Annotated in this window: 20 protein-coding genes; 8 read left to right on the top strand and 12 right to left on the bottom strand. The window is 57.5% G+C overall.

Translation table 11 applies throughout. The features are described 5' to 3' along the window. Positions 1-192: 192 nt before the first annotated feature. A complete protein-coding gene (locus tag AC1DCP_RS16835) occupies positions 193-669 on the top strand; it encodes an Hsp20 family protein (protein WP_112959767.1) in 477 nt (158 codons plus the stop codon). A 73-nt stretch (positions 670-742) separates the two neighbouring features. Further along, positions 743-1,042, top strand: coding sequence for a DUF982 domain-containing protein (locus AC1DCP_RS16830; protein ID WP_065660130.1), 300 nt, complete (start codon positions 743-745; stop codon positions 1,040-1,042). 196 nt (positions 1,043-1,238) lie between these two features. On the opposite strand, the gene AC1DCP_RS16825 is transcribed toward AC1DCP_RS16830, so the two are convergent. The 11 genes from AC1DCP_RS16825 to AC1DCP_RS16775 all read right to left on the bottom strand — a co-directional run bounded on the left by AC1DCP_RS16825 (position 1,239) and on the right by AC1DCP_RS16775 (position 13,930). After that, positions 1,239-2,486, bottom strand: coding sequence for a glucarate dehydratase family protein (locus AC1DCP_RS16825; RefSeq protein ID WP_112391060.1), 1,248 nt, complete (start codon positions 2,484-2,486; stop codon positions 1,239-1,241). Further along, a complete protein-coding gene (locus AC1DCP_RS16820) occupies positions 2,486-3,283 on the bottom strand; it encodes a sugar phosphate isomerase/epimerase family protein (protein ID WP_476774485.1) in 798 nt (265 codons plus the stop codon). The genes AC1DCP_RS16825 and AC1DCP_RS16820 overlap by 1 nt, the downstream gene beginning before the upstream one ends. Next, positions 3,280-4,314: a hydroxyacid dehydrogenase gene (locus AC1DCP_RS16815; RefSeq protein WP_174003072.1), complete on the bottom strand. Its 1,035-nt coding sequence runs from the start codon at positions 4,312-4,314 to the stop codon at positions 3,280-3,282. The genes AC1DCP_RS16820 and AC1DCP_RS16815 overlap by 4 nt, the downstream gene beginning before the upstream one ends. Then, positions 4,311-5,480 (bottom strand): SGNH/GDSL hydrolase family protein, encoded by a 1,170-nt coding sequence (locus AC1DCP_RS16810; RefSeq protein ID WP_065705445.1) that lies wholly within the window; start codon positions 5,478-5,480, stop codon positions 4,311-4,313. Before AC1DCP_RS16810 ends, AC1DCP_RS16815 begins: the two co-directional genes overlap by 4 nt. A 15-nt stretch (positions 5,481-5,495) precedes the next feature. Then, positions 5,496-6,245, bottom strand: coding sequence for an SDR family NAD(P)-dependent oxidoreductase (locus AC1DCP_RS16805; protein WP_035199236.1), 750 nt, complete (start codon positions 6,243-6,245; stop codon positions 5,496-5,498). Positions 6,246-6,263: 18 nt separating this feature from the next. Further along, on the bottom strand, positions 6,264-8,594 hold the full coding sequence (locus AC1DCP_RS16800) for an alginate lyase (RefSeq protein ID WP_476774484.1): 2,331 nt from the start codon (positions 8,592-8,594) through the stop codon (positions 6,264-6,266). Between the two features lie 70 nt (positions 8,595-8,664). Then, entirely contained in the window at positions 8,665-10,194 is a 1,530-nt protein-coding gene (locus AC1DCP_RS16795) for an extracellular solute-binding protein (protein WP_003517573.1), read from the bottom strand. 60 nt (positions 10,195-10,254) lie between these two features. Next, a complete protein-coding gene (locus AC1DCP_RS16790) occupies positions 10,255-11,136 on the bottom strand; it encodes a carbohydrate ABC transporter permease (protein WP_003517572.1) in 882 nt (293 codons plus the stop codon). An 11-nt stretch (positions 11,137-11,147) separates the two neighbouring features. Continuing rightward, positions 11,148-12,077 (bottom strand): ABC transporter permease, encoded by a 930-nt coding sequence (locus AC1DCP_RS16785; RefSeq protein ID WP_060642748.1) that lies wholly within the window; start codon positions 12,075-12,077, stop codon positions 11,148-11,150. Next, complete coding sequence (locus AC1DCP_RS16780; RefSeq protein WP_320187675.1) at positions 12,074-13,189, bottom strand: ABC transporter ATP-binding protein; 1,116 nt, start codon at positions 13,187-13,189, stop codon at positions 12,074-12,076. Before AC1DCP_RS16780 ends, AC1DCP_RS16785 begins: the two co-directional genes overlap by 4 nt. A gap of 30 nt (positions 13,190-13,219) precedes the next feature. Further along, entirely contained in the window at positions 13,220-13,930 is a 711-nt protein-coding gene (locus AC1DCP_RS16775) for a GntR family transcriptional regulator (RefSeq protein ID WP_035199230.1), read from the bottom strand. Positions 13,931-14,373: 443 nt separating this feature from the next. On the opposite strand from AC1DCP_RS16775, the gene AC1DCP_RS16770 reads away from it, so the two are divergent. Further along, positions 14,374-15,696, top strand: a complete 1,323-nt coding sequence (locus AC1DCP_RS16770) for an NAD(P)/FAD-dependent oxidoreductase (RefSeq protein ID WP_476774483.1) — start codon at positions 14,374-14,376, stop codon at positions 15,694-15,696. Between the two features lie 15 nt (positions 15,697-15,711). Then, entirely contained in the window at positions 15,712-16,413 is a 702-nt protein-coding gene (locus AC1DCP_RS16765; RefSeq protein ID WP_019566339.1) for an SDR family NAD(P)-dependent oxidoreductase, read from the top strand. Here AC1DCP_RS16765 and AC1DCP_RS16760 read toward each other — a convergent pair. After that, positions 16,407-17,177 (bottom strand): IclR family transcriptional regulator, encoded by a 771-nt coding sequence (locus AC1DCP_RS16760; RefSeq protein ID WP_019566338.1) that lies wholly within the window; start codon positions 17,175-17,177, stop codon positions 16,407-16,409. The two genes, AC1DCP_RS16765 and AC1DCP_RS16760, sit on opposite strands and share 7 nt — an antisense overlap. Positions 17,178-17,352: 175 nt before the next feature. On the opposite strand from AC1DCP_RS16760, the gene AC1DCP_RS16755 reads away from it, so the two are divergent. From AC1DCP_RS16755 to AC1DCP_RS16740, 4 genes are read left to right on the top strand one after another with little or no spacing between them, the layout of a single operon-like run. After that, positions 17,353-18,186 (top strand): transporter substrate-binding domain-containing protein, encoded by an 834-nt coding sequence (locus tag AC1DCP_RS16755; RefSeq protein ID WP_013761261.1) that lies wholly within the window; start codon positions 17,353-17,355, stop codon positions 18,184-18,186. Between the two features lie 18 nt (positions 18,187-18,204). Then, positions 18,205-18,921 carry an amino acid ABC transporter permease gene (locus AC1DCP_RS16750; protein ID WP_003517557.1) on the top strand — a complete coding sequence of 239 codons (717 nt, stop codon included), beginning with the start codon at positions 18,205-18,207 and terminating at the stop codon, positions 18,919-18,921. Between the two features lie 2 nt (positions 18,922-18,923). Beyond that, on the top strand, positions 18,924-19,736 hold the full coding sequence (locus AC1DCP_RS16745) for an amino acid ABC transporter permease (RefSeq protein ID WP_003517556.1): 813 nt from the start codon (positions 18,924-18,926) through the stop codon (positions 19,734-19,736). Continuing rightward, on the top strand, positions 19,733-20,479 hold the full coding sequence (locus AC1DCP_RS16740) for an amino acid ABC transporter ATP-binding protein (protein WP_013761259.1): 747 nt from the start codon (positions 19,733-19,735) through the stop codon (positions 20,477-20,479). The genes AC1DCP_RS16745 and AC1DCP_RS16740 overlap by 4 nt, the downstream gene beginning before the upstream one ends. Positions 20,480-20,496: the final 17 nt, after the last annotated feature.

Genomic DNA, 20,496 nt, shown 5'->3' with positions numbered 1-20,496 from the left:
GCGTTTGATCGCGCGGTACCCGAGCCATATTTAATACGGGTGCGAAAGCAAATTTCGTTCGCTTCGCCTCTTGATTTTGAAAACACGAAAAACCAAATCGTCAGCCGCCAGTCGCTGATGACAGGACTGGCCGTGCTGGAAGCGCCGCTTTTGGCGCTTTGGTACCCATGTTGCTTCAAGGAGGATATGGTTATGGCAACATCTTACGACTATGCACCGTTGTACCGATCGAGCATCGGATTCGACCGGGTCTTCAATCTTCTCGAAAACGCCCAGCGCACCCGCACGATCAGTGACTGGCCGCCCTATGACATTATTAGGACGGCCGAAGACAGCTATCAGATTTCTATTGCGGTGGCTGGTTTTACACGGGACGAGATCGACATCACTTTCCAGTCCAATCTCCTGACCGTGACAGGCAAGAGGCAGGAGACACCCGCGGGGGGCTACCTGCACCGCGGCATTGCGGCCCGTCCGTTCGAGCATCGGTTCGAACTCGCCGATCATGTCAGAGTGAGCGGCGCCGAACTGAAAAACGGTCTCCTTTCGATTGATCTCGTCCGCGAAATCCCGGAGGCCCTGAAGCCCCGGAAAATCGACATCCAGACCGATGCGGTTCTGGTGCCGACAGTTGCCCCGGGCCAGATCGAAGCACAAAAGGCGGCTTGATTTACATTGTTGGATGAACAGGGGCGCCGTCGCGATGGCGCCCACCAATATCCGGGATGGGAAGGAGAAAGCAATGAAACCCGATATGTTCAGACAGCCTGTTTTCATTCTTGTCGGTCTCGGCTTTCCAGCGGAGGTTCGAAACGTGCTGGAGGCCTACCGACATCTTTCCGAGTGGCCCGCAACAAACCGAGATAGCGCACATTCCATTGCGCTTAAGGCATGTGCTGCCGCGTTGCGCGGCGAGATTGAAGCGGAGACCGCCCGCGGCTTGTTCGTGGCCTTTGCCGAAAGACACGATCTACTTGCACCGGAAGATAGTGCCATCGCCGCGTCTCGTCTTTCGCGCGACAGAGATCCGCATGTGAATTGAGATAGACACGGTTATAAATGTGCAGCGGCGAGTTGTCCGTTATGCGGGGGCGGTATCGTGCACGGGCTCTAGAATGCCGAGCGAGCTGATTTACCGCCCCTGCGAAAGCGATTACTGCGAAGACTGTCACGGTCTAGGTAAGGAGGACAGGTGTGCTGCCTCGAGGTTGACGAGGGTGTAACATAGTATCTTCTCGTCACCAGCGTGGCACACGTCTTTCATAGGCTGGGTCGAAGAGCTTCATATAGGCTGTATCATCGCGTTCTTTCATCGAGGTCTGTTCGTAAAGTGCCGCAAGTTCGGTGAGTTTTTGCCGATCGAGCGTCACGCCAAGTCCCGGGCCATTGGGAACATCGAGGCGACCGCCACGGAACGTGAACGGCGTGCCCTCGATCACGTCGACACCGGTCCATGGGTAATGCGTGTCGCAATCGAAGCTCAGGTTCGGCGTTGCGGCTGCAGCATGGACCATTGCCGCCAGAGTGATGCCGAGATGCGAGTTGGAATGCATGGAGACGCCAAGACCCAACGTCTCGCAAATCTTTCCGAGATGGGTCGAGGCGCGCAGTCCACCCCAATAATGATGATCTGACAGCACAATCTGCACCGCATTTTTGCGGAAGGCCGCGGCGATCTGGTCGAATTCGAGGACGATCATGTTCGTGGCGAGCGGGATCGACGTAGCGGCTGCGACTTGTGCCATCTGATCCATACCGATGACCGGATCCTCGAGATATTCAAGGATATTCTCAAGCTTGCGTGCGATGTAGATGGCCGTGTCCACAGTCCAGCCGCCATTGGGGTCGATCCGCAGCGGATGATTGGGAAAAGCTCCCCGAAGCTTCAGCATGGTCTCGATCTCGAGATCCGGATGCAGCACGCCACCCTTGAGCTTCAGCGACTGGAAACCGTATGTGTCGACCATCCTGCGGGCTTCGCCAACCATCTGATCAGGCGTAAGAACCTCTCCCCATTCATCCGGGGCTTCACCTATATGGGCTGCGAATTTGAAGAACAGGTAGGCGCTGAACGGAACGCTGGTACGAATGGCGCCACCAAGCAGATCCGAGACCGGCCGCCCGAGAAGCTTGCCCTGAATGTCGAGGCAGGGGACTTCAAAGGCTGAGGCAACCACGTCCGTCAGCTTGTGATCGGCCACCGCCGATTTGGCATTGATGCCGCCACTGCCGGGCAATGCGGTGATGACGCGAGATTTCAGCTCGTGAAGATGAAACGGGTCGAGCCCGATCAGGGCAGGGGCCGCCCGTCGCAACCCATCCAGCGCCTTGATACTTCCGTAACTTTCACCAAGGCCGACCGTACCGTCGTCACATATGACCTCGATGACCGTGCGCAACGCATGCGGCTGATGCACGCCTTTACAGTTCAGTAGCGGTCTGTCGGGAATGGCGACCGGTGTGAGGTGAATTTCGGCTATGCGCATCAAAAAGCTCCTTGTCGCCACCAGCCGCGCGCAGCTTTTAGCGCATCGTCCAGCGGGGACAGTTCGGGATGCCAGTGGCGTTCCCATTCCAGACTGAGAGGGATATGTCGTTCATCCGACTGTAAAAGCGAAAGCAGTTCCGCCATGGGGAAATCGCCATGGCTGGGCAATACGTAGCGTCGTCGGCCATCGCTGTCCGTGGTGCTGTCCTTGACGTGCAGATGGACGACATTTTGTGCGATGTGTTGCCAAAGGATTTTGAGATCGCTGCCTTTTGCCCAGGTGTGGTGAGTGTCCCACAAGAGCTTCGATGCTGGCACGCACGCGATGAAGGCGAGAAGCTGCTCGAAGTCCGCCAGCGCGTCGTGTGTTTCGATCATGAGGTCGACATTCAGACCGCGTGATAGTCGCAGCGATTGCCAGTTGTCCAACAGGCCCGCTGCCTGTGTCATCTCATCCTGTCCCAACTGTTTGCCACCGTCGAAGATGCGCAGATAGGAAATCTTTGCGGCTTCCGCCCAGTCTATAAAGGGCTCGATGGCGGAAAGATCGGTGCTGCCGAACAGCCGAATGGATGTGTTTAGGGCGGCAACCTCGAGATCACTTTCGGCCAGAAAGGCTGCAAATCTGGAAGGAGTGGCAAATTCGGCAGTGAGTGCCGGGATGAGGTCGACCGTACCGGAGAGCGTGCGCAACTCCACATGCACGATGCCATGCCTCTGTGCCAGATCGGCCGCTTCGTGCAGGCTAAGTTCGGAACAGCCAAGCGTTGAAAAACAATAATCGAAAGCGCTCATGCCATACGCTCCATATCCTGTTTGTGGACCGGGTGAAGCGCGGCAAGCCCCGCGACGAAACGTTCGATCTCGGTAATGGCGAGATCGGAAAGCGCCCGCAATTCATTTCCCAGCGCCCCGGCAATGTGGGGGGTGAGCACGACATTGGGCAAATCGTAGAATGGGCTATCCGTCGGCAAGGGTTCCGGCTCGGGTGTATCGATCAGGATACGCAGCCGCCCGGAAAGTGCCTCGGCCAGCAATGCGTCGTGATCGACCAGCCAGCCCCGTGCCGTGTTGATGAAGATCGCATGATCCGCCAGCAGCGCCAGTTCGCGGGCACCAATCATGTGGCGGGTTTCAGGCAGGATCGGCGCGTGCAGGGAGACCACATCGGACCAGGCGAGAAGCTCGTCGAGCTCCATTTTCGTAGCACCAAGTGCGGCCGCGTCTTCCACCGAAAGAAAAGGGTCGTAGGCGGCGATCTCGAATTTTCCGCGCGTCAGCATCTCCATAACAAGCCGACCAATCCGTGACGCGCCGACGATGCCAACTTTGCGGGAATGATTGCCGAGATAGGGTAGGCTCATGCCACGTCTGCTGCCAAAACCGCCGGTGCCGCGCTCTACCCGATGCTCGTCTCTCAGACGAAACACATCCTTGCCGCACATGATGATTGCCGCATAGGTAAACTCGGCAACCGGCACGGCCATGGCCGATGCCGCCGTGGTGATAAGAATATCGGATGTTTCCCAGAACTCGGCGGGAGCAACAGCGCGCACCGAGGACGCGGCATAAGCGACCATCCTGAGCTTTGGCGCACGGGCGAGGCGCTCGCGTGTCAGGGATGGCGCGCCCCAGGCGGCGAGGAGAATGTCCGCCTCGGCCAACGCTTCTGCTCCCGCTTCCGTGTCGAAATCCGTGTAGGGGAAACCCGGTATGATGTCGGTTACGGCATTCATGCGTGCCCATTCGCGCGAACCAAAGAAACCTTCGGGAAGCTCGTTCCGCATGGCGATCAACAGCCGTGGTTTGTCTTGAGATGGTCTCATTGGCGTACCGGACTTGAAACAGGTCGAACCTCGATGCGGTTGACGTCGATTTCGATCGGTTGAGAACCGGGCCGCAGGATCACATCGAGAAAAACTTCGGGAGGGGCTTCACCCGGCCTGAGTTTCAGGGGAGGAGTTCTGAGCGCCCCTGTCCATTGGGTGGCAGGGAAAGGAAAAAATGTGCCGTCTTCGGCACGGAAAGGCGCAAGTGCTACCGCCTCCTGTCCTTCGGCTGCAGCATCTTTCAGACGCAGCGATATTCCGAGTACGTCGCTATGCGCCGGCACATCAACATCGCATATGGCCTCCACCCATAAGCCTGTGCCCGGATGGACAAGCCGCCCGCCGAGACGGTGGCTTTGTTCACCTGTTTCCGTGACTGTCAGGGCTGAAAAATCAGCTGCCAGATTGCCTGCTGGATTGTTCACCGGGTCAAAACGATCGTCTGTCGCCAGGATACGGGCCGGCGCGCGCGGCATGATCGCCTCCAGATAGGTGGCAAGCAGCTTTCCTACGGCAAAAGCGCCTGTCACCGCAAAATGGGTGCCGTCGTCGGAATAGCCGGGATGAGGCTCGCCGAATTCACTTTCGGGATCGACCCATGCCGAGTTCCAGTCGAAGACATGGCAATTGGCATTATCTGCGGCAAATTCGATGCTCTGCCGGTTGATCCAGTGCGCTTTTGCCCGCTCTGTACCGCCAGCCGGCCATTTCCCGGTGCCACGGGCGAGGATCGGGAGCAGGATGACGGTTTTGCCTGCGTCGAGCAGAGCCGAAACGATCCGCGCCCGTGTATCGGCAATCGTCTGGCGTGTCTCCACCATCATGTCGTTGGTGCCGGCATCGACGATGACCAGATCGAAATCCGATTTCAGCAGTCGCGGTAGCCGCCGTTCGATCTCGATTGCCTTCTGGCCGGAAACTCCGAAATTGAGGCCGGAAAAGAACCGGCTGACACCCGGTCGATTGCTCGGTTCCCAGCCTGTTGGTGCTGATGGATCATGGTGGACAGGGCAGCAAAGTCTGCCATGCGACAATACCTCGGCCCAGCTCATCCAGCCGCGGGCCGATGTGGCAAGCGAGGACGCGTCGCCAATATGGTTCTGCTGGACGAGCGAAGTGCCGAGAACGGCAATCCGGCTCGCCCTTGGTAACGATACGGACATGGTTTTTACCGGATATCAGGAGAACAGGACGCCGCCATTGATGTCGTAGCAGGCGCCGGTGATATAAGCAGCATCGTCGGACGCAAGAAACGCCACCAGACCGGCAACGTCTTCGCTTGAGCCTTCGCGCTTCAGCGATGTGGCGCCTGCCACCTTTTCACGCACTTCGGGTTTGGTGAAGGTGTCGTGGAAGGTGGTGGAGATCATGCCGGGGCAGACGGCGTTGACGCGAATATTCGGGCCAACTTCCTTGGCAAGTCCTCGGGTAAAGGTCATCACTGCACCCTTGGAAGTGGCATAGGCGAGCGCGCCCGGCCCGCCGCCGTCACGGCCCGCCTGCGACGAGAAGGTTACGATCGCGCCGCCCTTTGCCATTTTGGGCAGTGCGGCCTTGGCTGTCAGGAACAGCGACGTCAGGTTGACGTCGAGGACCTGATGCCAGAAGGCTTCGTCCATGTCAGCGATTGTCTTGCGGGCGATAAGCCCACCCGCAACATGGACAAGGCCATGGATCTCGCCGAATTTGTCTGCGGCAGCAGAAATGGCAGCCTCTACTTCGCTTGCGTTTGTCAGGTCTGCCTTGATCGCCAGAGCCGAACGGCCAAGCTTTTCGATTTCGGCAACGGCCGTGGCCGCACCTTCAGCGGCTCCATTATAGGTGAGGACGACATTGGCGCCTTCCTGCGCAAAACGAATGGCGCATGCCCGGCCGATATCCCGGCCGGCGCCGGCTACAACAACGGTCATGTTGGTAAAACGCTGCATTTGAAGAACCTCGTATGGTTAGAATTGCTTGGGAAGGGAGAGCTTGAAACGCTCGTCGTCGACGTCGCTGAAATAGATGTCGGTCGAAAAACCCTGATCGTCTATGAAGCTGAAGATGCGCTTCGGCTCCTTTAAACTGTAAGGCACCAGAAGGGTGACCAGCCGATGCCGAGTTGCTGCTGGAACCGTGGCGCAGACGTGATGGTGGATATCAAGACCCTCGAACTCCTTGGGATCAATGTCGGGAAAACCTTCGACGGCCGCGATCTGCGGTGTGCCGGCTGACGAGAAGACAAACTGGCCGTAAAAGCCCGCCTTTTGGCCATTGTAGCGAAAGCTCGACTTGCCGGTCTGCGGTGACCCTGTGGTATGGCAAAGCCATTGCAGTTCCTGGGGCTCGGAGCACTCCACCTCATCGACAATCACGAAATAGCTGTCGTTGACGAAGTGCATTTCGCGCTGCGCTTTCATAACCAGCGGGTTCGCGACCTGATAGGCAGACGTCGCATCTCCGAGGATCCGGACATGTCCGGGATTTTCCTCAACCGATACGATACGGCCTGCAGCACGACGCGCGAGTGCCTTGTCCTTTTCCGCATATTGTCCCTTGCCGCCGATCAGGATGGCGTTTTTCGACCGTGTCTGACGGCGCCAGTTCAGATGCATCTGCGAGTTGAACGCCACGTAATAGCCGGACTGGATCGCCAGATCCTCGCCGTAGGCATAGAGGACAAAGGCATTCTGGTCGCCATGGCTGTGGCTTAGCGAACCGTAGGGACTGGATTTGAAGACGAATTGCAGATGCCGTTCCGGGTCTTCCATATGTTGCTGGATGGTCGCCCAACCGATATCATCGAAAATAGCGAGTGCCGGCAAGTCTGCAGGCGAGACTGCTTCCACCTGCTGATAGTCGTGACGATAGACGAGATCGTCGAAGTTCAGGTCCCACCAGCCGTAATTGTAGAAGGCCATTTCTGTGCCCGTCGCATCGGCCTTGATGTGATCGAAATACCATTGGTAATGGCCGTTGCCGGTAACGCCGGCAAATTGCCGAACATTGTAACCTAGTTTCAGGCCGGGAAGATCGCCAAGCGTGGAGTCGTCGCCAAAATTGGCGCGGCGGGTTCCCGGCGCCTTGGTATAAAGCGGGAAACGCCCGGTGTTCTGGAAAAATGGCCGTTGATAGAGGTCGTAGTCGATATAGGAGCGGATCAGATTGGCGGCCTCGATGAGGTAGGCCATACCGGTCATCCAGTAATGCGGCCCTTCCGCCCAGCCACCGTCAGTTCCAGCCCAGGGAGAATAGAGGGTGGCAAGGAATTCAACGGTATAATCGAGCCATTCGCCCGCCTCGTCGCTTTCGTCCTGAAGCGCGATACAGGCCGGCGTCAGTACTGCCGAAAGCGAACGTACGGCATGGCTGTCATAGGGAAACACGTGGATGCGGGCATGCGCAATGACATGGTCGGCGACCTCCCGCGTCCGTTCAAGAAGAACCGAGCGTACGGTCTCGCGCTCGTCTTCGCTCAGATAGTCGTATAGCCAGTCATAGCCCCAGGCGAGTGCCACGACGATACGGAACCCCGCCTCGTCATTATAGGCCCGGGAGGTCGCGCCTTTCGGGTCCCAGCCAGCGACGGCCAGCAGCCACTTGCGCGACGCATCGAGTAGATCGTCGCGTCCGAGCACCCGACCGGCAATGGCCAGGTGCCGGATCGCATAGATCACTTCCTGGCAGTCGATATACATCTGTCGCCAGAGTCCTGCGACGCGCATATTGTTGGGATAAGGCTGAGGTTCCGGCATGACCGGCCGCTCAAGCCAGGGTTTTACCGATTTCTCGTAGAACTCGGACCAACTGCAATGATTGGGGTCCTTTGCCACCGCCTCCGAGAAGCAGCGCAACTGTTCCGGATTGAGCCAGAGCCGTGGATGGCTGGCATGCGCGGCTGCATGACGGGCCTGCCTGCTTGGTAGCGGCGTTTTCGGCAGCGAAGCGTCGATCTCGAAGCTGCGCACGGTACTCCAGTTGGAATCCGGCGTCGCGGACGTCGGGCCCCACAACGCATAACACCAGTGATAGCGGCCTTCCGGAAGGGCTTCGTCCGGCGTGAAGAAATTCCACGCGAGATCTTCAAAGACGAGCGTCTTTTTGTCTGCAAAACCGGGATCGGACGAAATCCGCAATACGTAGCGCGCACCGTCGTCGATGTCGGGCAGCCATGAAAAGCGCGGAGGGTTCTCCGTCGGCGGTACTTCTTCGCTCGGCTCGTAGCCAATGGTCAATGAACCCGGCCGGGGTTCATCGAGAAGTGTCTGTCGGGAGATTGCCGGGGCAGAGGGACACATTGCGCTCTAACTCCTATGAAAACATAAGGGAAAGGATGGCGGCGACAAAGCCGCCATCACGGTCGAAGGTTTATTGCGCGGCCTTGTACTGGCGGTCATAGGCCGATTGCATCATCTTGATGACCTCGTCGTAACCGAGTGCCGTGAGGCGCTTCTTGTAGGCATCCCAGCCGGCATCGACGTCCTGGGCACCCAGTATCCAGGTCTGCTGCATCTCGGTCATGTAGGTGAGGATACTTGGCCAGTAGCGGTCGAATGTCGCCTTTTCCTCTGCGTTCAGGGAAACGCCCATGAACTCATCCTTGAGGCAGTTGCACTTGTCGTACATATCGATGCCTTCAAGCGCGATCTTGTTTGTCCACTGGCGCTCATATTCGTAGTCCATCCAGTATCCGCGCGGGATCGCCGCACCGACCGCCCACAACTGGGCATTCACCGGGTCCTTGTTGTCGAGGATTTCCTTCTTGAATTGCGGCTTGCCATCGACCATCTCGTAGGTCAGGCCTTCGACGCCGAAATTCGACAGGATGCGCCCCTGTTGAGAGAACCAGAAATCGAAATACTTGATTGTTTCGACCGGGTGTTCGTTGGTCGCCGAAATAGCCCAGCCGACGGGCTGGACACGCAGCCGACGGGAATCCTCAAACCGTTGGCCCGAGACCGTCTTTGGCGGCAGCATCGGCTTTAGCGCGAAACCGTTGATCTTTGGCGACAGGGCGTCGTTGTAGGTCGAGGTACTGGCGAACCAGTCATGCGTCATGCCGCCGAGATTGTTGCCCAGCAGATATTCACGCGAGCGAGCACCGCGGGTGAAAATCTCCTTGTCGATCAGGCCTTCCTTGTACCATTTGGCCACGTTGGAAATCCCGGTCTTGTAGTTTTCCTCCGCCCAGGGATGACGAAGTTGTCCGTCATAAACGGCAAAGTCGCCATAACGCTCGGATCCGGACACGCGCGCATCCCACAGATTGATAAGGCGGACCGCATCGATTTCCTCACGGGCAAAGTAGGGAACTTCATCCTTGAGACCGTTGCCGTTCGGGTCCTTGTCACGGAAGGCTTTCAGAACTTCGTAGACCTCTTCCGGTGTTTCCGGCTGCTTCAGCCCAAGCTTGTCGAGCCAATCCTGGCGGATGAACCAACCGCGCGAGAACTTGCCATCGGGGACGTAAGGGATGAAATAGAGCTTGCCGTCCGGTCCGGAGATGGCGTTGCGGATTTCCTTGTGGCTGTCGAAGAATGCCTTGAGGTTGGGGGCGTTTTCCTCGATCAGGTCATCGAGTGGAATGAATGCGCCCTCCAACCCGTAGCGAATGAAGTCTTCCTTCAGCCCGCCCGTGGCGTCGCCGCCGACGATGTCGGGAAGGTTGCCCGAGGCGATCAGAAGGTTGAATGCATCGCGGCTGCTGGTGGTCGCCAGCGACGCCACGTTGCGGACATGAATGTTGGTGATCTCGGCGGCCTTTTGCTCCACCGGCCATTTTTCCGAGTAGACGTATTTGTCCCGGAAGTGGAAGTGGATCGTAAGCTCCAGCGGATCCTTGGAAATTTTCCCTGAATCCTGCGCCGATGCCGGCAAGGCCAGGGTTGCGGCTGTCATCAACGCCAGTAGGGGCGTGCCTTTTCGTAGTGCTCTCACAGGTTCTCCTCCCTTGTGCTGCTACTCTTTGACTCCGCCCAGCAGAATTCCTTTGGTGAAATACTTCTGCGCGTAGGGGTAAATGATGAGGACGGGAATGATGGAAGCGATCATGATCGCGGATGTTACCGTCTCGAACGAATAGTGGGCGGTGAGCAGGCTCGATGCGAATTCGTCATTCGAGTTAAGATCGACGATCACGCGCTTCAGATAGACCTGAAGCGGGATCTTCTCCTCGCCGCGCAGCAAGACCATCGCCCAGAAGTAACCGTTCCACCGCGAAACGATGCAGAACAGCGCAACGGTGACGATTGCGGGCTTGGAAAGCGGAATGAACACCTTCCACAGCAGCTGCAACTCGCTTGCACCGTCCATTTTGGCGGCTTCTTCGAAGGACTTTGGCACCGCTTCGAAGAAGTTGCGCAGCAGAATGACGTTGAAGGCGTTTGCCGCAAATCCGAGGATGATGCCGAAGCGGCTGTCGAGAAGTCCAAGATCACGCATGTTCAGAAAGAAAGGGATCATGCCGGCGTTGAACCACAGCGTAAAAGCGATGGCGATGTTGAAGAAAGTGCGGCCGCGCAGGCGTTTGCGCGAAAGGGCGTAGGCTCCGGGTATCATGATCAGCAGGCTCATCAGCGTGCCGCCGAAGGTGTAGATGAACGTGTTGCCATAGGCGACCCAGAACATCCTGTCGGACAATACCCTGTCGTAAGCGGCAAGGGTCACATCAACCGGCCATAGCGTGACACGGCCAGCCGTGACGGCGGCCCCCGAAGATAGCGAGACCGAAAGCACATAGATGAAGGGATAAAGCGTCGACAGAACGAACAGACCCAGAAGAATGGCATTTGCCCAGCCAAAAATCCTGTCGCCGCGGGAATAAAGATTGAAGTTTGCCATCTTTCAGCTCCTCACCAAAGCGATGTCGACGAGACTTTTCGGCTGATGCGATTTGCCGAATAGACGAGGACGAAAGCGATAACCGCATTGAACAGTCCGGCGGCCGTCGCGAGATCGTATTGGGTACCCTGCAAGCCGGTGCGGTAAATGAAGGTGGAAACGACATCTGCCGTCTCATAGGTGGATGGCCGATAGAGCAGAATGATATATTCGAACCCGACCTCGACCAGATTGCCGATGCGGATGATCAGCATGATCACGATTGTCGGCAGGATGCAGGGCAGGGTGATCCGCCACATCATCTGCCAGCGCGATGCCCCGTCCACACGGGCAGATTCATAAAGCGTCGGGCTCACGCCAGCGATGGCGGCGAGATAGACGATGGATTCGAAGCCCGCTTCCTTCCAGACCGACGAGCCGATATAAATCGGACGAAACCATTCCGGCTGGGTCAGGAAGTATATCGGCTCGAATCCAAGGCCTTTCAGCAGAAGATTGACGATGCCTATCGACGGCGACAGGAAGTTGATGACGATGCCGGCCACGATCACCACCGAAATGAAATGCGGCAGGTAAACGATCGTCTGGGCCCAGCTTCGGGCAACGCTGTTTTGAACCTCGTTGAACATCAAGGCCAGGATGATCGGGACCGGAAACGCGAAGATCAGGCCGAGAGCGCTGATTTTTAGGGTGTTCCAGAAGGCGCGGATGAACATGTCATTGTGAAAGAGCTCCGCGAAGTTTTCAAAACCGACCCACGGGCTCTTTGCAATGCCGCGAAAAATCGAGAAGTCCTGAAACGCGATGACCAGCCCGTACATGGGCTTATAGAGAAAGACGGCGAACCAGATAATCATCGGAGCGAGAAGCAGGTAGAGCTGCCAGTCGCGGCGAACATCTTCCTGGAGATCGTGAAGGCGTCCCTGAAAACCCTTTTTCATGGTCGCGCCCCGCTTGGGGTTTTCAGCGACCTTCCGGTTGCCGCATCGAAGACATGGATGCGTGTGGTGTCGATGCCAAGTCGTGTGACGCCGTTGAGAGTATGATCGCCGTAAAGTGTTTCCGCCTTGGCAATAAATGGCTGGCCATCAGCCCTGCCGTGGAGCAGAGCCTCCGCGCCCAAGGGCTCCACGAGGTCGATGCTGCAATTGAGGTTTTCACGACTGTCTTCGGTCTCTACCGACATGATTTCGGGTCGCAGGCCGAGTTTGACCTGCTGCCCTTCCGTCGCATTTTTCGCAAATGCTTCCGGGACGCTGAAGCGTTGTCCGGCACTACCCGTGATTTTGACCTTTACGGTGCCATCCTGCTTTTCGATCGTCCCGTCCAGAAGGTTCATGGGCGGTGAGCCGATAAAACTTGCGACGAACGTGTTGGCCGGTTCGAGGAAAACTTCCATCGGCGAACCGACCTGCTCGATATGGCCGCCATTCATGATGACGATGCGGTCCGCAAGTGTCATTGCCTCGACCTGATCGTGCGTCACGTAGATGCTGGTGGCGTTCATCCGCTTGTGCAGCAGTTTAATCTCGGCCCGCATGTGGGTGCGCAGCTTTGCGTCGAGGTTCGAGAGAGGTTCATCGAACAGGAAGATTTTCGGCCTGCGCACGATGGCACGACCCATGGCTACACGTTGGCGCTGGCCACCGGAAAGATCCGCCGGCTTGCGGCCCAGATATTCGGTGAGCCCGAGGACCTGTGCAGCTTCTGCCACCGCCTTGTCGATAACCGCTCGCTTTTCGCCCCTCACTCGCAGGCCAAAAGCGATGTTATCGGCCACGCTCAGATGCGGATAAAGCGCGTAGTTCTGAAACACCATCGCGACATCGCGGTCTTTGGGCGCGATCTTGTTGACCACTCGGCCGTCCATTGAAACGGTGCCGTCCGAAATGTCTTCCAGCCCGGCGAGCATGCGCAGCGTGGTGGACTTTCCGCATCCCGAAGGACCTACGAGGACAACGAATTCCTGCGGCTGTATGGAAAGATTGATACCGTGGACGACTTCAAGGGCACCATAGCGCTTGACGACGTCGTTGATTTGAACTGCGGACATGAAAGGCCCCTCCTCAAAAGCCTTGAATGTTCAGTCAGGCGTCTTCTGCCCCCGTGAAGCGCGCTTCCTCGTGACGCGCGTGTTGACCTGCTCGATGAAGGTCCAGATCTTCGGGTTCTTGGAGAGTTCTGCGATTTTGGTTTCGAGTGATCCGAGGTGGCGCTGTACGGCCTCTCTTGCGGCTTCGACATCGCCGGATTCGATTGAGTTCACGATTGCTTCGTGCTCTTCGATAACCTTCTCGGTGCGACGGACTGCAAAAACGCGCTTCAGGTGTCGCATTCGGTCCATTTCGCCTTTCGCCTGATTTACGACGCTCCAGGCTCCAGGAAGGCGAGCTGCTGAAAAGATCGTGCGGTGGAATTCCTCGTCGAGCAGGAAAAAGTTAGTGAATTCCTCATCCGCGGCGGCAGTGCGCTGCTGCGACAGACAGGTTTTCAGCCGTGCGATGTCTTCCAGCGAATGCCGCTTGGTTGCCTCGATCACAGCGCCTTCTTCCAGCTTGAATCGAATGAAACAGGCCTCCATGTACCGCTGAACGTCGATCGGCGAGATGTAGGTGCCACCTTGCGGCACGACAGTCACGAAACCTTCTTCGGAAAGGCGAATGATCGCCTCGCGGACGGGCGTTTTGCTGACATGCAGCAGTGTCGCGATCTCCTTTTCCGACAGCGCCCGCCCTGGGAGCAGCTTCACCTCGACAATCAGCTTGCGAAGTAAGGCATGGATCCTGTTGGTCATGTTTCCGTCAGCCGGCAGGTCTTGGGGKGTGACGAGTTCGGACAGCGGTAACGATGGGAATTCAAGGGTAACAGACATATCAAATGCCTAACTGATATATTAGAATTGAAAGTGACATATCTTTTGATTTTCCGCGAGTCAAGCCCTGGGCAGTCTCGTGTTGGCGGTTGAATAATCGGGTCCGACCTCAATGCGTCCGGCAGTGGCCGGTGTTGTTTCGGCAATCTGCCGATCCATGCTTGCCTCGTCTCGCGGCAAAAAAAATCACTATATGAAAAAACAACGCCGTGGCGGTCGTAATGTGAGATCGCGATTGACGATTTGATGTAAAATCTGGCACGCATAGAAAATCAGCAGTGCTCATCTGTAATCCATGTCGAGACATCTTTTCCCGGAACTGTGCCGTTCCCGGATTACTTTCGTGTGCCTTGAGGAGAACGAATTTGGGAAAATTTTCACCTTTTGACCAAACCTTGTGGTTTGCAACCGCAGCGCCCGCGCCGAAAACCTCGACGCTTGAAGGCCGTGTCGATGTGGACGTCTGTGTCGTGGGCGCGGGATATACCGGACTGACGACGGCGCTGGAGCTGGCGCGCAGGGGCGTCAAGGTTGCTTTGGTCGAAGCGCAAGAGGCAGGTTTTGGCGGTTCGGGACGCAATGCCGGCCACTGCACCCCGACCTTCAGCTATTACAGCCTGCCGTCGCTCGGGAAAATTCTGGGCGAGCCCTGGGCGGAGCGCCTTATTCACCGCCAGACGCGGGCCAATGATCGCGTCGTCGAGATGATCTCGACCTACGGAATCGACTGCGAATGGGTCCAAAATGGTTATGTTATGGGCGCATTGCGTCCCGGCGCCATGTCCACGCTGCAGATGAAGTCTGATGCATATGCCGGCGCTGGCGCGCGCTGCCGGGTTATTGGAAGGGACGAGGTCGAAGCGTTGACAGGCAGCCCTCGTTTTTATGGCGCCTGGTATCACGAGGAGGGCGGTCATTTGAACCCGCTTTCATACGCACGTGGCCTTGCGCGCGCCGTTATCGCAGAGGGCGGGCAGGTGTTTACCGCGTCCCCGGTCGAGGATGTCCAGCCAGAGGCCGGGAAATGGTCCGTGCGAACGCCCCGGGGCACTGTGCTGGCTGAAAAGGTGATCTTCGCGACCGGCGCCTACACCGTCGGTGGCTGGAAAAACCTCGATAAAAGCTTCCGCATCAAGAAAGTGTTTCTCGCGGCCACCCAGCCGCTCGATCCGGAAACGCGCGCAAAAGTCCTGCCCCACAATACGACCATGCATGATGGGCGCGGCGATATCTATGTCTACAAATACAACCGTGAAGGTCGCATTGTTGCCTCCATGTTCCCCATGGGCCAGCGTGGCGCCGACCCTGACTATACCCGGCAGGTTCTCACAGACCGGCTGAAATTCCTTCATCCGCAGATCAGCGAGGAAATCCGTTGGGAATATTTCTGGTTCGGCGAACTGGACATGCAGATGCGCACTGTCCCGAGGCTTTATGATCTGGCGCCCGGCATCGTTGCCTGTACGGGACTTTCTGGCCGCGGCGTGCCAACCGGCTCCATGCTTGGCGGTGTCTTGTCAGAATGGGCGCTGGGCGTGCCGGACAAGGATCTCTCCCTGAAAATCGAACCGCTGCACAGGGCGCCGTTGCTGATGTCCTTCGCGCCCGGTCTGCGCCTTCGTTATTTTCGCATGCAGGAAAACCGTGCAACCAGCAAAGAAGGCGCCACCCTTCTCCCCCATGCCTGAGAAAGGAAAACATATATGACCGACAGGAAAACCGTCCTCATTTCCGGAGGCAATCGCGGTATCGGTGCCGCCACCGGCAGGGCCTTTATGGAGGCCGGCTGGAAGGTCTCGCTTGGAATGCGCACGCCGCTACTGCCTGAATGGGCAGATCCAGCGTTAGTCCACGTGCAGGCCTATGACGCGCTCGCCCCGCAATCGCCTGTCGACTGGGCGGCTGCCGTTCTGGCACGGTTCGGGCGCATCGATGCTGTTGTTGCCAACGCCGGCGTCATGGTGCGCAAGACCGTGGTGGAAGCGACTGACGAGGAGTTCGCCTCATTGATGGACGTCAACGTCAATGGCCCGCGGCGCCTTGTGCAGGCCTGCTGGGATCCGCTAATCGCGTCCGGAGCAGGTCGCGTGGCGATTGTCGCCTCGCTATCGGGGAAAAGGGTCAAATCGGCAGTGTCTGGCGCCTACTCGGTCTCGAAATTCGCAGCCCTTGGCCTGTCGCATGCAATCCGTCATGCCGGTTTCGACAAGGGTGTGAGGGCGACCGCCATATGTCCGGGTTTCGTTGCGACTGATATGGGGCTGCCTCTGGCAGGCGCGACGCCGTCGGACACCCTGACCCAACCTGAAGATATTGCCAGCTCCATCCTGCATGTCGTCAGTTTGCCGAACCGCGCGAGTGTTTCGGAATTCTGGGTCAACTGCCTGCTCGATGACAGCTATTGATCGACGATCGCCGAGATTTCGTCCTTCAGCAGCATCGCATATTGCTCTAGTGTGCCGGGCTCCAGCTTGGCACTTAAAAGTGTGAAGCCAAGGGAAGCGTTTGGCGTTGTACCATCCGAAAAAATCGGCACGGAAACGCCGGCAATCCCGGGGATAAGCTCGCCGACGTCGATTGCATAACCGCGTTCGCGTGTTTCAGCGATCAGTCGGCGCACTTTGTCGGCGGTGAGATCGCGGTAGGCGGCATAGCGCTCGATATTGGCGCGGATGATGAATTCCTGTTCGTCCTCTTCGAGGAAGGCGAGCATGGCAATTGAGCCCGGACCGACGCCAAGCGGGACCGAACCACCGATCGAGCCGGTCAGTGTCGGCACCACGCATTCTCCGTCGCGTCTGTCGAGGCAAACGGAATCGTGGTTAAGCCGGGCCATCAGGTGGATGGTATCGCCGGTTCGGCGCCGAATGCGGGTCAACGCCATTTCGCAGCGGCTGATGATGCCAGGTCCACGTGCGGCGCGCGCACCGTAAATCGCCATACGCGCGCCCAGCCGGTAACAGCGCTTCCTGTCGTCACGGGCGAGGAGCTTGTGGCCGACCAGCGTGTTGAGGATGCGGTGGCAAGTAGCCGTGTTGAGTCCGGATCTGTTCGTCAGTTCCTTGAGCGTGACGCCTTGTACGCCTCCGTCTGCAACAAGATCGAGAAGAGCTACCGCTCGATCCAGAAGCTGCGCGCCACCAGAGGAGGATTGGGTGGATTTGGCCATACTGTCTCACATTATGAAAATAAAATCTCAATAACTTGTATAATGAGAAAACTGCGTATTCAATGACCAAAATTGAGCAGATTAAATAAGTGAATATTTTGTAGGCAGCTTGATTTTGAAGACGACCTGCGGGTTTCGAGAACGCCAGACCCGCTTGAACAAACAGGGGAACAAAATGAAGAAAAAAGCAGCAAACATTCTCGCAACTACCGCCCTGGCGGCCTTGGGCATGCTGGCGGCCAGTGCCGCGCTCGCCGGTACGCTTGATGACGTCAAGGCCCGCGACAAGCTGATCGTCGGCGTCAAGAACGATTATCCACCTTATGGGTATCTCAACGACAAGGGTGAGATCATCGGCTTCGAAGTCGAACTGGCGAAATACGTCGCCAAGGAACTTCTGGGGTCTTCAGACAAGATCGAATTTGTACCGGTCGTTGCCGCCAATCGTATCGAGTTCCTGACCGCTGGTCGTATCGATGCGATTTTCGCGACGCTTGGCGTCACGCCGGAGCGCGACAAGGTCATCGATTTCACCACCGCTTACGTATCGTCGCCAGGCCCGGCCGTCATGATGGCCAAAGAAGCGACCACCAGCAAATGGGAGGAGCTGAAGGGTAAGCCGGTCTGCGGCATTCAGGGATCATATTATAACAAGAAGATGACCGAGGAATTCGGAATCCAGCTTGTTGCCTTCAAGACCCAACCGGAGGCCATGCGCGCTTTGCGCGACAATCGTTGCGTGGGTTTTGTCTTCGACCAGATGACCCTTGACCTCAAGGTTCAGGAAGCGGACTGGAAAGGCTACAAGGTCGCCGTCCCCACCTATGAGTATCTGCCGATGGCAGGTGGTATCCGCGAAGGCGACAAGGCGTTCCAGGAGGCCGTGGACAAGGCCATCACCAAGGCGGAAGCCGAAGGCAAGATGATCGCCTGGGAAACCGAGTTCAATATTCCCCACGCCGATTACATTGCCGAGCGCGCCAAGGCTGCCAAAGCAAAACTGAACTGATAGGGTCTGGAGCAGCTATTGTTCGGTCTTGATTATTCCTGGCTTACGGATCCAGCCTATCAGCAATGGCTGCTCACCGGGGTCCTCAACACACTCAAGCTTGCGGCACTGTCATCCAGTGCCGCGATCATCATCGGCCTTCTCGGTGCGCTTGCGCTGACTTTGCGGATTTTCTGGCTGGATGCCATCATCGAGCTGTTCGTGGAGGTGTTCCGCAACACGCCGCCACTGCTGCAGATGCTTTTTGCCTATTTCACGCTGTCGACGCTGGGGCTGAAAGTTACCGATCCCTCCACCGGTCTGCAGATGCCGCTTCTGAGTGCATTCGCCTGCGCCTCGATTTCGCTCAGCCTGTTCGGCGGAGCGCTGGCCATCGAGGCTTTCAGGTCCGGCATCGAAACCATGCCGCGGTCGATCATAGAAGCGGCCCGGTCGCTCGGATACAGCCGGTGGTCGCGTTTCTGGAAAGTTGAGGCGCCGATTGCTGTGCGCATCAGCCTGCCGGCGATTACCAACATTCTCACCAACCTGTTCAAAACAACCTCTCAGGCGTCGGTCATTACGGTGCCGGAACTGATGTATTACGCCGGCCAGATCTACAACGACACGTTTCGCACACTCGAGGTCATGATCCTCGTGCTCGTCATCTATGTGGGGCTCGTATCCATCCTGACATTTGCAATGTCCAGGCTCGAAGCCTGGATGGCTTTCCCCGGTTATGGAAAGGGACACTGACCATGGTCTCCACCATGACTTACGAAAACAAGAAACGTGCCGTCCTGCTTTTCATCGCGCTTGCGGTGGCAATCTGGATTGCGATCGATGCACTCGCCGGCGGCGCGCAACACTGGAACCGCGTCGCCGTGCGCCTGCCACTGCTCCTGACAGGCTCCGGCTCCGGCTGGCCGATAAGTGGCGGCTTCATCCTCAACATCCTGCTGTCGATTGCCTCCATGGCGGTGGCGACTACCCTTGGCACCGTGATGGGTCTTGCGACGCTCGCAAAATCGCCCTTCATTCGCCTGCCGGCATTTTTCGTCATGAATTTCCTGCGAAACTCGCCCTGGCTCGTCCTGCTTTTCGCGATGCTTTACATTCTTCCTTTCGAGATGAAGATATTCGGTTTCGTCGTTCCTTTCCCGCCTTTCGTAAAGGCGGTCATCGGGCTGGCGTTACCGACGGCGGCAAACTTCTCCGAAGTCATTCGCGGGGCGGTGCAGTCGATCCATAGCGGTCAATGGGAGGCGTCCCGTTCGCTCGGTTACACCCAGCTGCAGATCTATCGTTACGTCATCCTTCCCCAGGCCTTGCGCCGGATGATACCTGGCTGGATGAACCTCTATGCCCTGCTGATGATTGCAACCGCGCTTGCCACGGTCACGGGTATTCAGGACGTTTTGACCATCCTCAACACCTCACTGGCGATGGAGAGCGAACGGGCGCTCGTCTATTTTTATCTGACCATCCTCTTCCTGTTTTTTGCCTATTGCTACCCGATCGCGATCTTCGCGCGGCGCCTGGAGCATGCGGTTAAAGGAGACAATCTATGAACCGCTCCAACGCCCTGATCGAGATCGATGGCATCCGGAAATCTTTCGGCACGTTCGAGGTCCTGAAAGGAATTTCCCTCAGCGTCGGCAAGGGGGAGGCTGTCTGCATCATCGGACCGTCCGGTTCCGGAAAGTCGACCATTTTGCGCTGCATCAACGGCCTGATTCCGGTCAATGAGGGTTTTATCCGGGTGGGAAATCACAAGGTGCACGAGATGCGCACCGAGAAGGCAATGCGGCCATTGCGCCACCAGGTGGCGATGGTGTTCCAGCAGTACAATCTCTTTCCGCATCGCACCGCCCTGGAAAACATCATGATGGCGCCGATCCAAGTGCTCGGCCATGACAAGGCAGAGGTCGCGGATCGCGCCCGGAAGCTTCTCGCCAAGGTGCGCCTGTCGGAAAAGGCCGACAGCTATCCTGGCCAGCTTTCCGGCGGCCAGCAGCAACGGGTGGCTATTGCCCGCGCGCTTGCCATGCAGCCGGAAGTCATTCTTTTCGATGAGGTGACTGCCGCCCTGGACCCGGAAACGGTCAAGGAGGTTCTCGTTACGATCCGCGAGCTTGTTGAGGAAGGGCTGACCTGTGTCCTCGTCACCCACGAAATGAAATTCGCGCGTGAGGTTTCACACCGCGTCTGCTTCACCGACCGGGGGTTGATTGTTGAAAGTGCCCCACCCGTCGAGCTGTTCGACCATCCAAAAGATCCGCGCACACGCGAGTTTCTTGGCCAGGTTCTGTGATTGCCCAAAACTCCTGA

The organism is Agrobacterium sp. 10T429 (assembly GCF_056393925.1).
Note: the sequence above shows the minus strand (reverse complement) of the source record. Positions and strands in the feature narration are given on the sequence as shown.

Bases quoted from the DNA above. Each gene is read 5' to 3' on its own strand.
- AC1DCP_RS16780 (WP_320187675.1), bottom strand. From the start codon at position 13,189: ATGTCCGCAGTTCAAATCAACGACGTCGTCAAGCGCTATGGTGCCCTT.
- AC1DCP_RS16820 (WP_476774485.1), bottom strand. From the start codon at position 3,283: ATGAGCGCTTTCGATTATTGTTTTTCAACGCTTGGCTGTTCCGAACTT.
- AC1DCP_RS16825 (WP_112391060.1), bottom strand. From the start codon at position 2,486: ATGCGCATAGCCGAAATTCACCTCACACCGGTCGCCATTCCCGACAGA.
- AC1DCP_RS16740 (WP_013761259.1), top strand. From the start codon at position 19,733: ATGAACCGCTCCAACGCCCTGATCGAGATCGATGGCATCCGGAAATCT.
- AC1DCP_RS16815 (WP_174003072.1), bottom strand. From the start codon at position 4,314: ATGAGACCATCTCAAGACAAACCACGGCTGTTGATCGCCATGCGGAAC.
- AC1DCP_RS16805 (WP_035199236.1), bottom strand. From the start codon at position 6,245: ATGCAGCGTTTTACCAACATGACCGTTGTTGTAGCCGGCGCCGGCCGG.
- AC1DCP_RS16810 (WP_065705445.1), bottom strand. From the start codon at position 5,480: ATGTCCGTATCGTTACCAAGGGCGAGCCGGATTGCCGTTCTCGGCACT.
- AC1DCP_RS16755 (WP_013761261.1), top strand. From the start codon at position 17,353: ATGAAGAAAAAAGCAGCAAACATTCTCGCAACTACCGCCCTGGCGGCC.
- AC1DCP_RS16745 (WP_003517556.1), top strand. From the start codon at position 18,924: ATGGTCTCCACCATGACTTACGAAAACAAGAAACGTGCCGTCCTGCTT.
- AC1DCP_RS16765 (WP_019566339.1), top strand. From the start codon at position 15,712: ATGACCGACAGGAAAACCGTCCTCATTTCCGGAGGCAATCGCGGTATC.
- AC1DCP_RS16800 (WP_476774484.1), bottom strand. From the start codon at position 8,594: ATGTGTCCCTCTGCCCCGGCAATCTCCCGACAGACACTTCTCGATGAA.
- AC1DCP_RS16795 (WP_003517573.1), bottom strand. From the start codon at position 10,194: ATGACAGCCGCAACCCTGGCCTTGCCGGCATCGGCGCAGGATTCAGGG.
- AC1DCP_RS16830 (WP_065660130.1), top strand. From the start codon at position 743: ATGAAACCCGATATGTTCAGACAGCCTGTTTTCATTCTTGTCGGTCTC.
- AC1DCP_RS16835 (WP_112959767.1), top strand. From the start codon at position 193: ATGGCAACATCTTACGACTATGCACCGTTGTACCGATCGAGCATCGGA.
- AC1DCP_RS16760 (WP_019566338.1), bottom strand. From the start codon at position 17,177: ATGGCCAAATCCACCCAATCCTCCTCTGGTGGCGCGCAGCTTCTGGAT.
- AC1DCP_RS16775 (WP_035199230.1), bottom strand. From the start codon at position 13,930: ATGACCAACAGGATCCATGCCTTACTTCGCAAGCTGATTGTCGAGGTG.
- AC1DCP_RS16785 (WP_060642748.1), bottom strand. From the start codon at position 12,077: ATGAAAAAGGGTTTTCAGGGACGCCTTCACGATCTCCAGGAAGATGTT.
- AC1DCP_RS16790 (WP_003517572.1), bottom strand. From the start codon at position 11,136: ATGGCAAACTTCAATCTTTATTCCCGCGGCGACAGGATTTTTGGCTGG.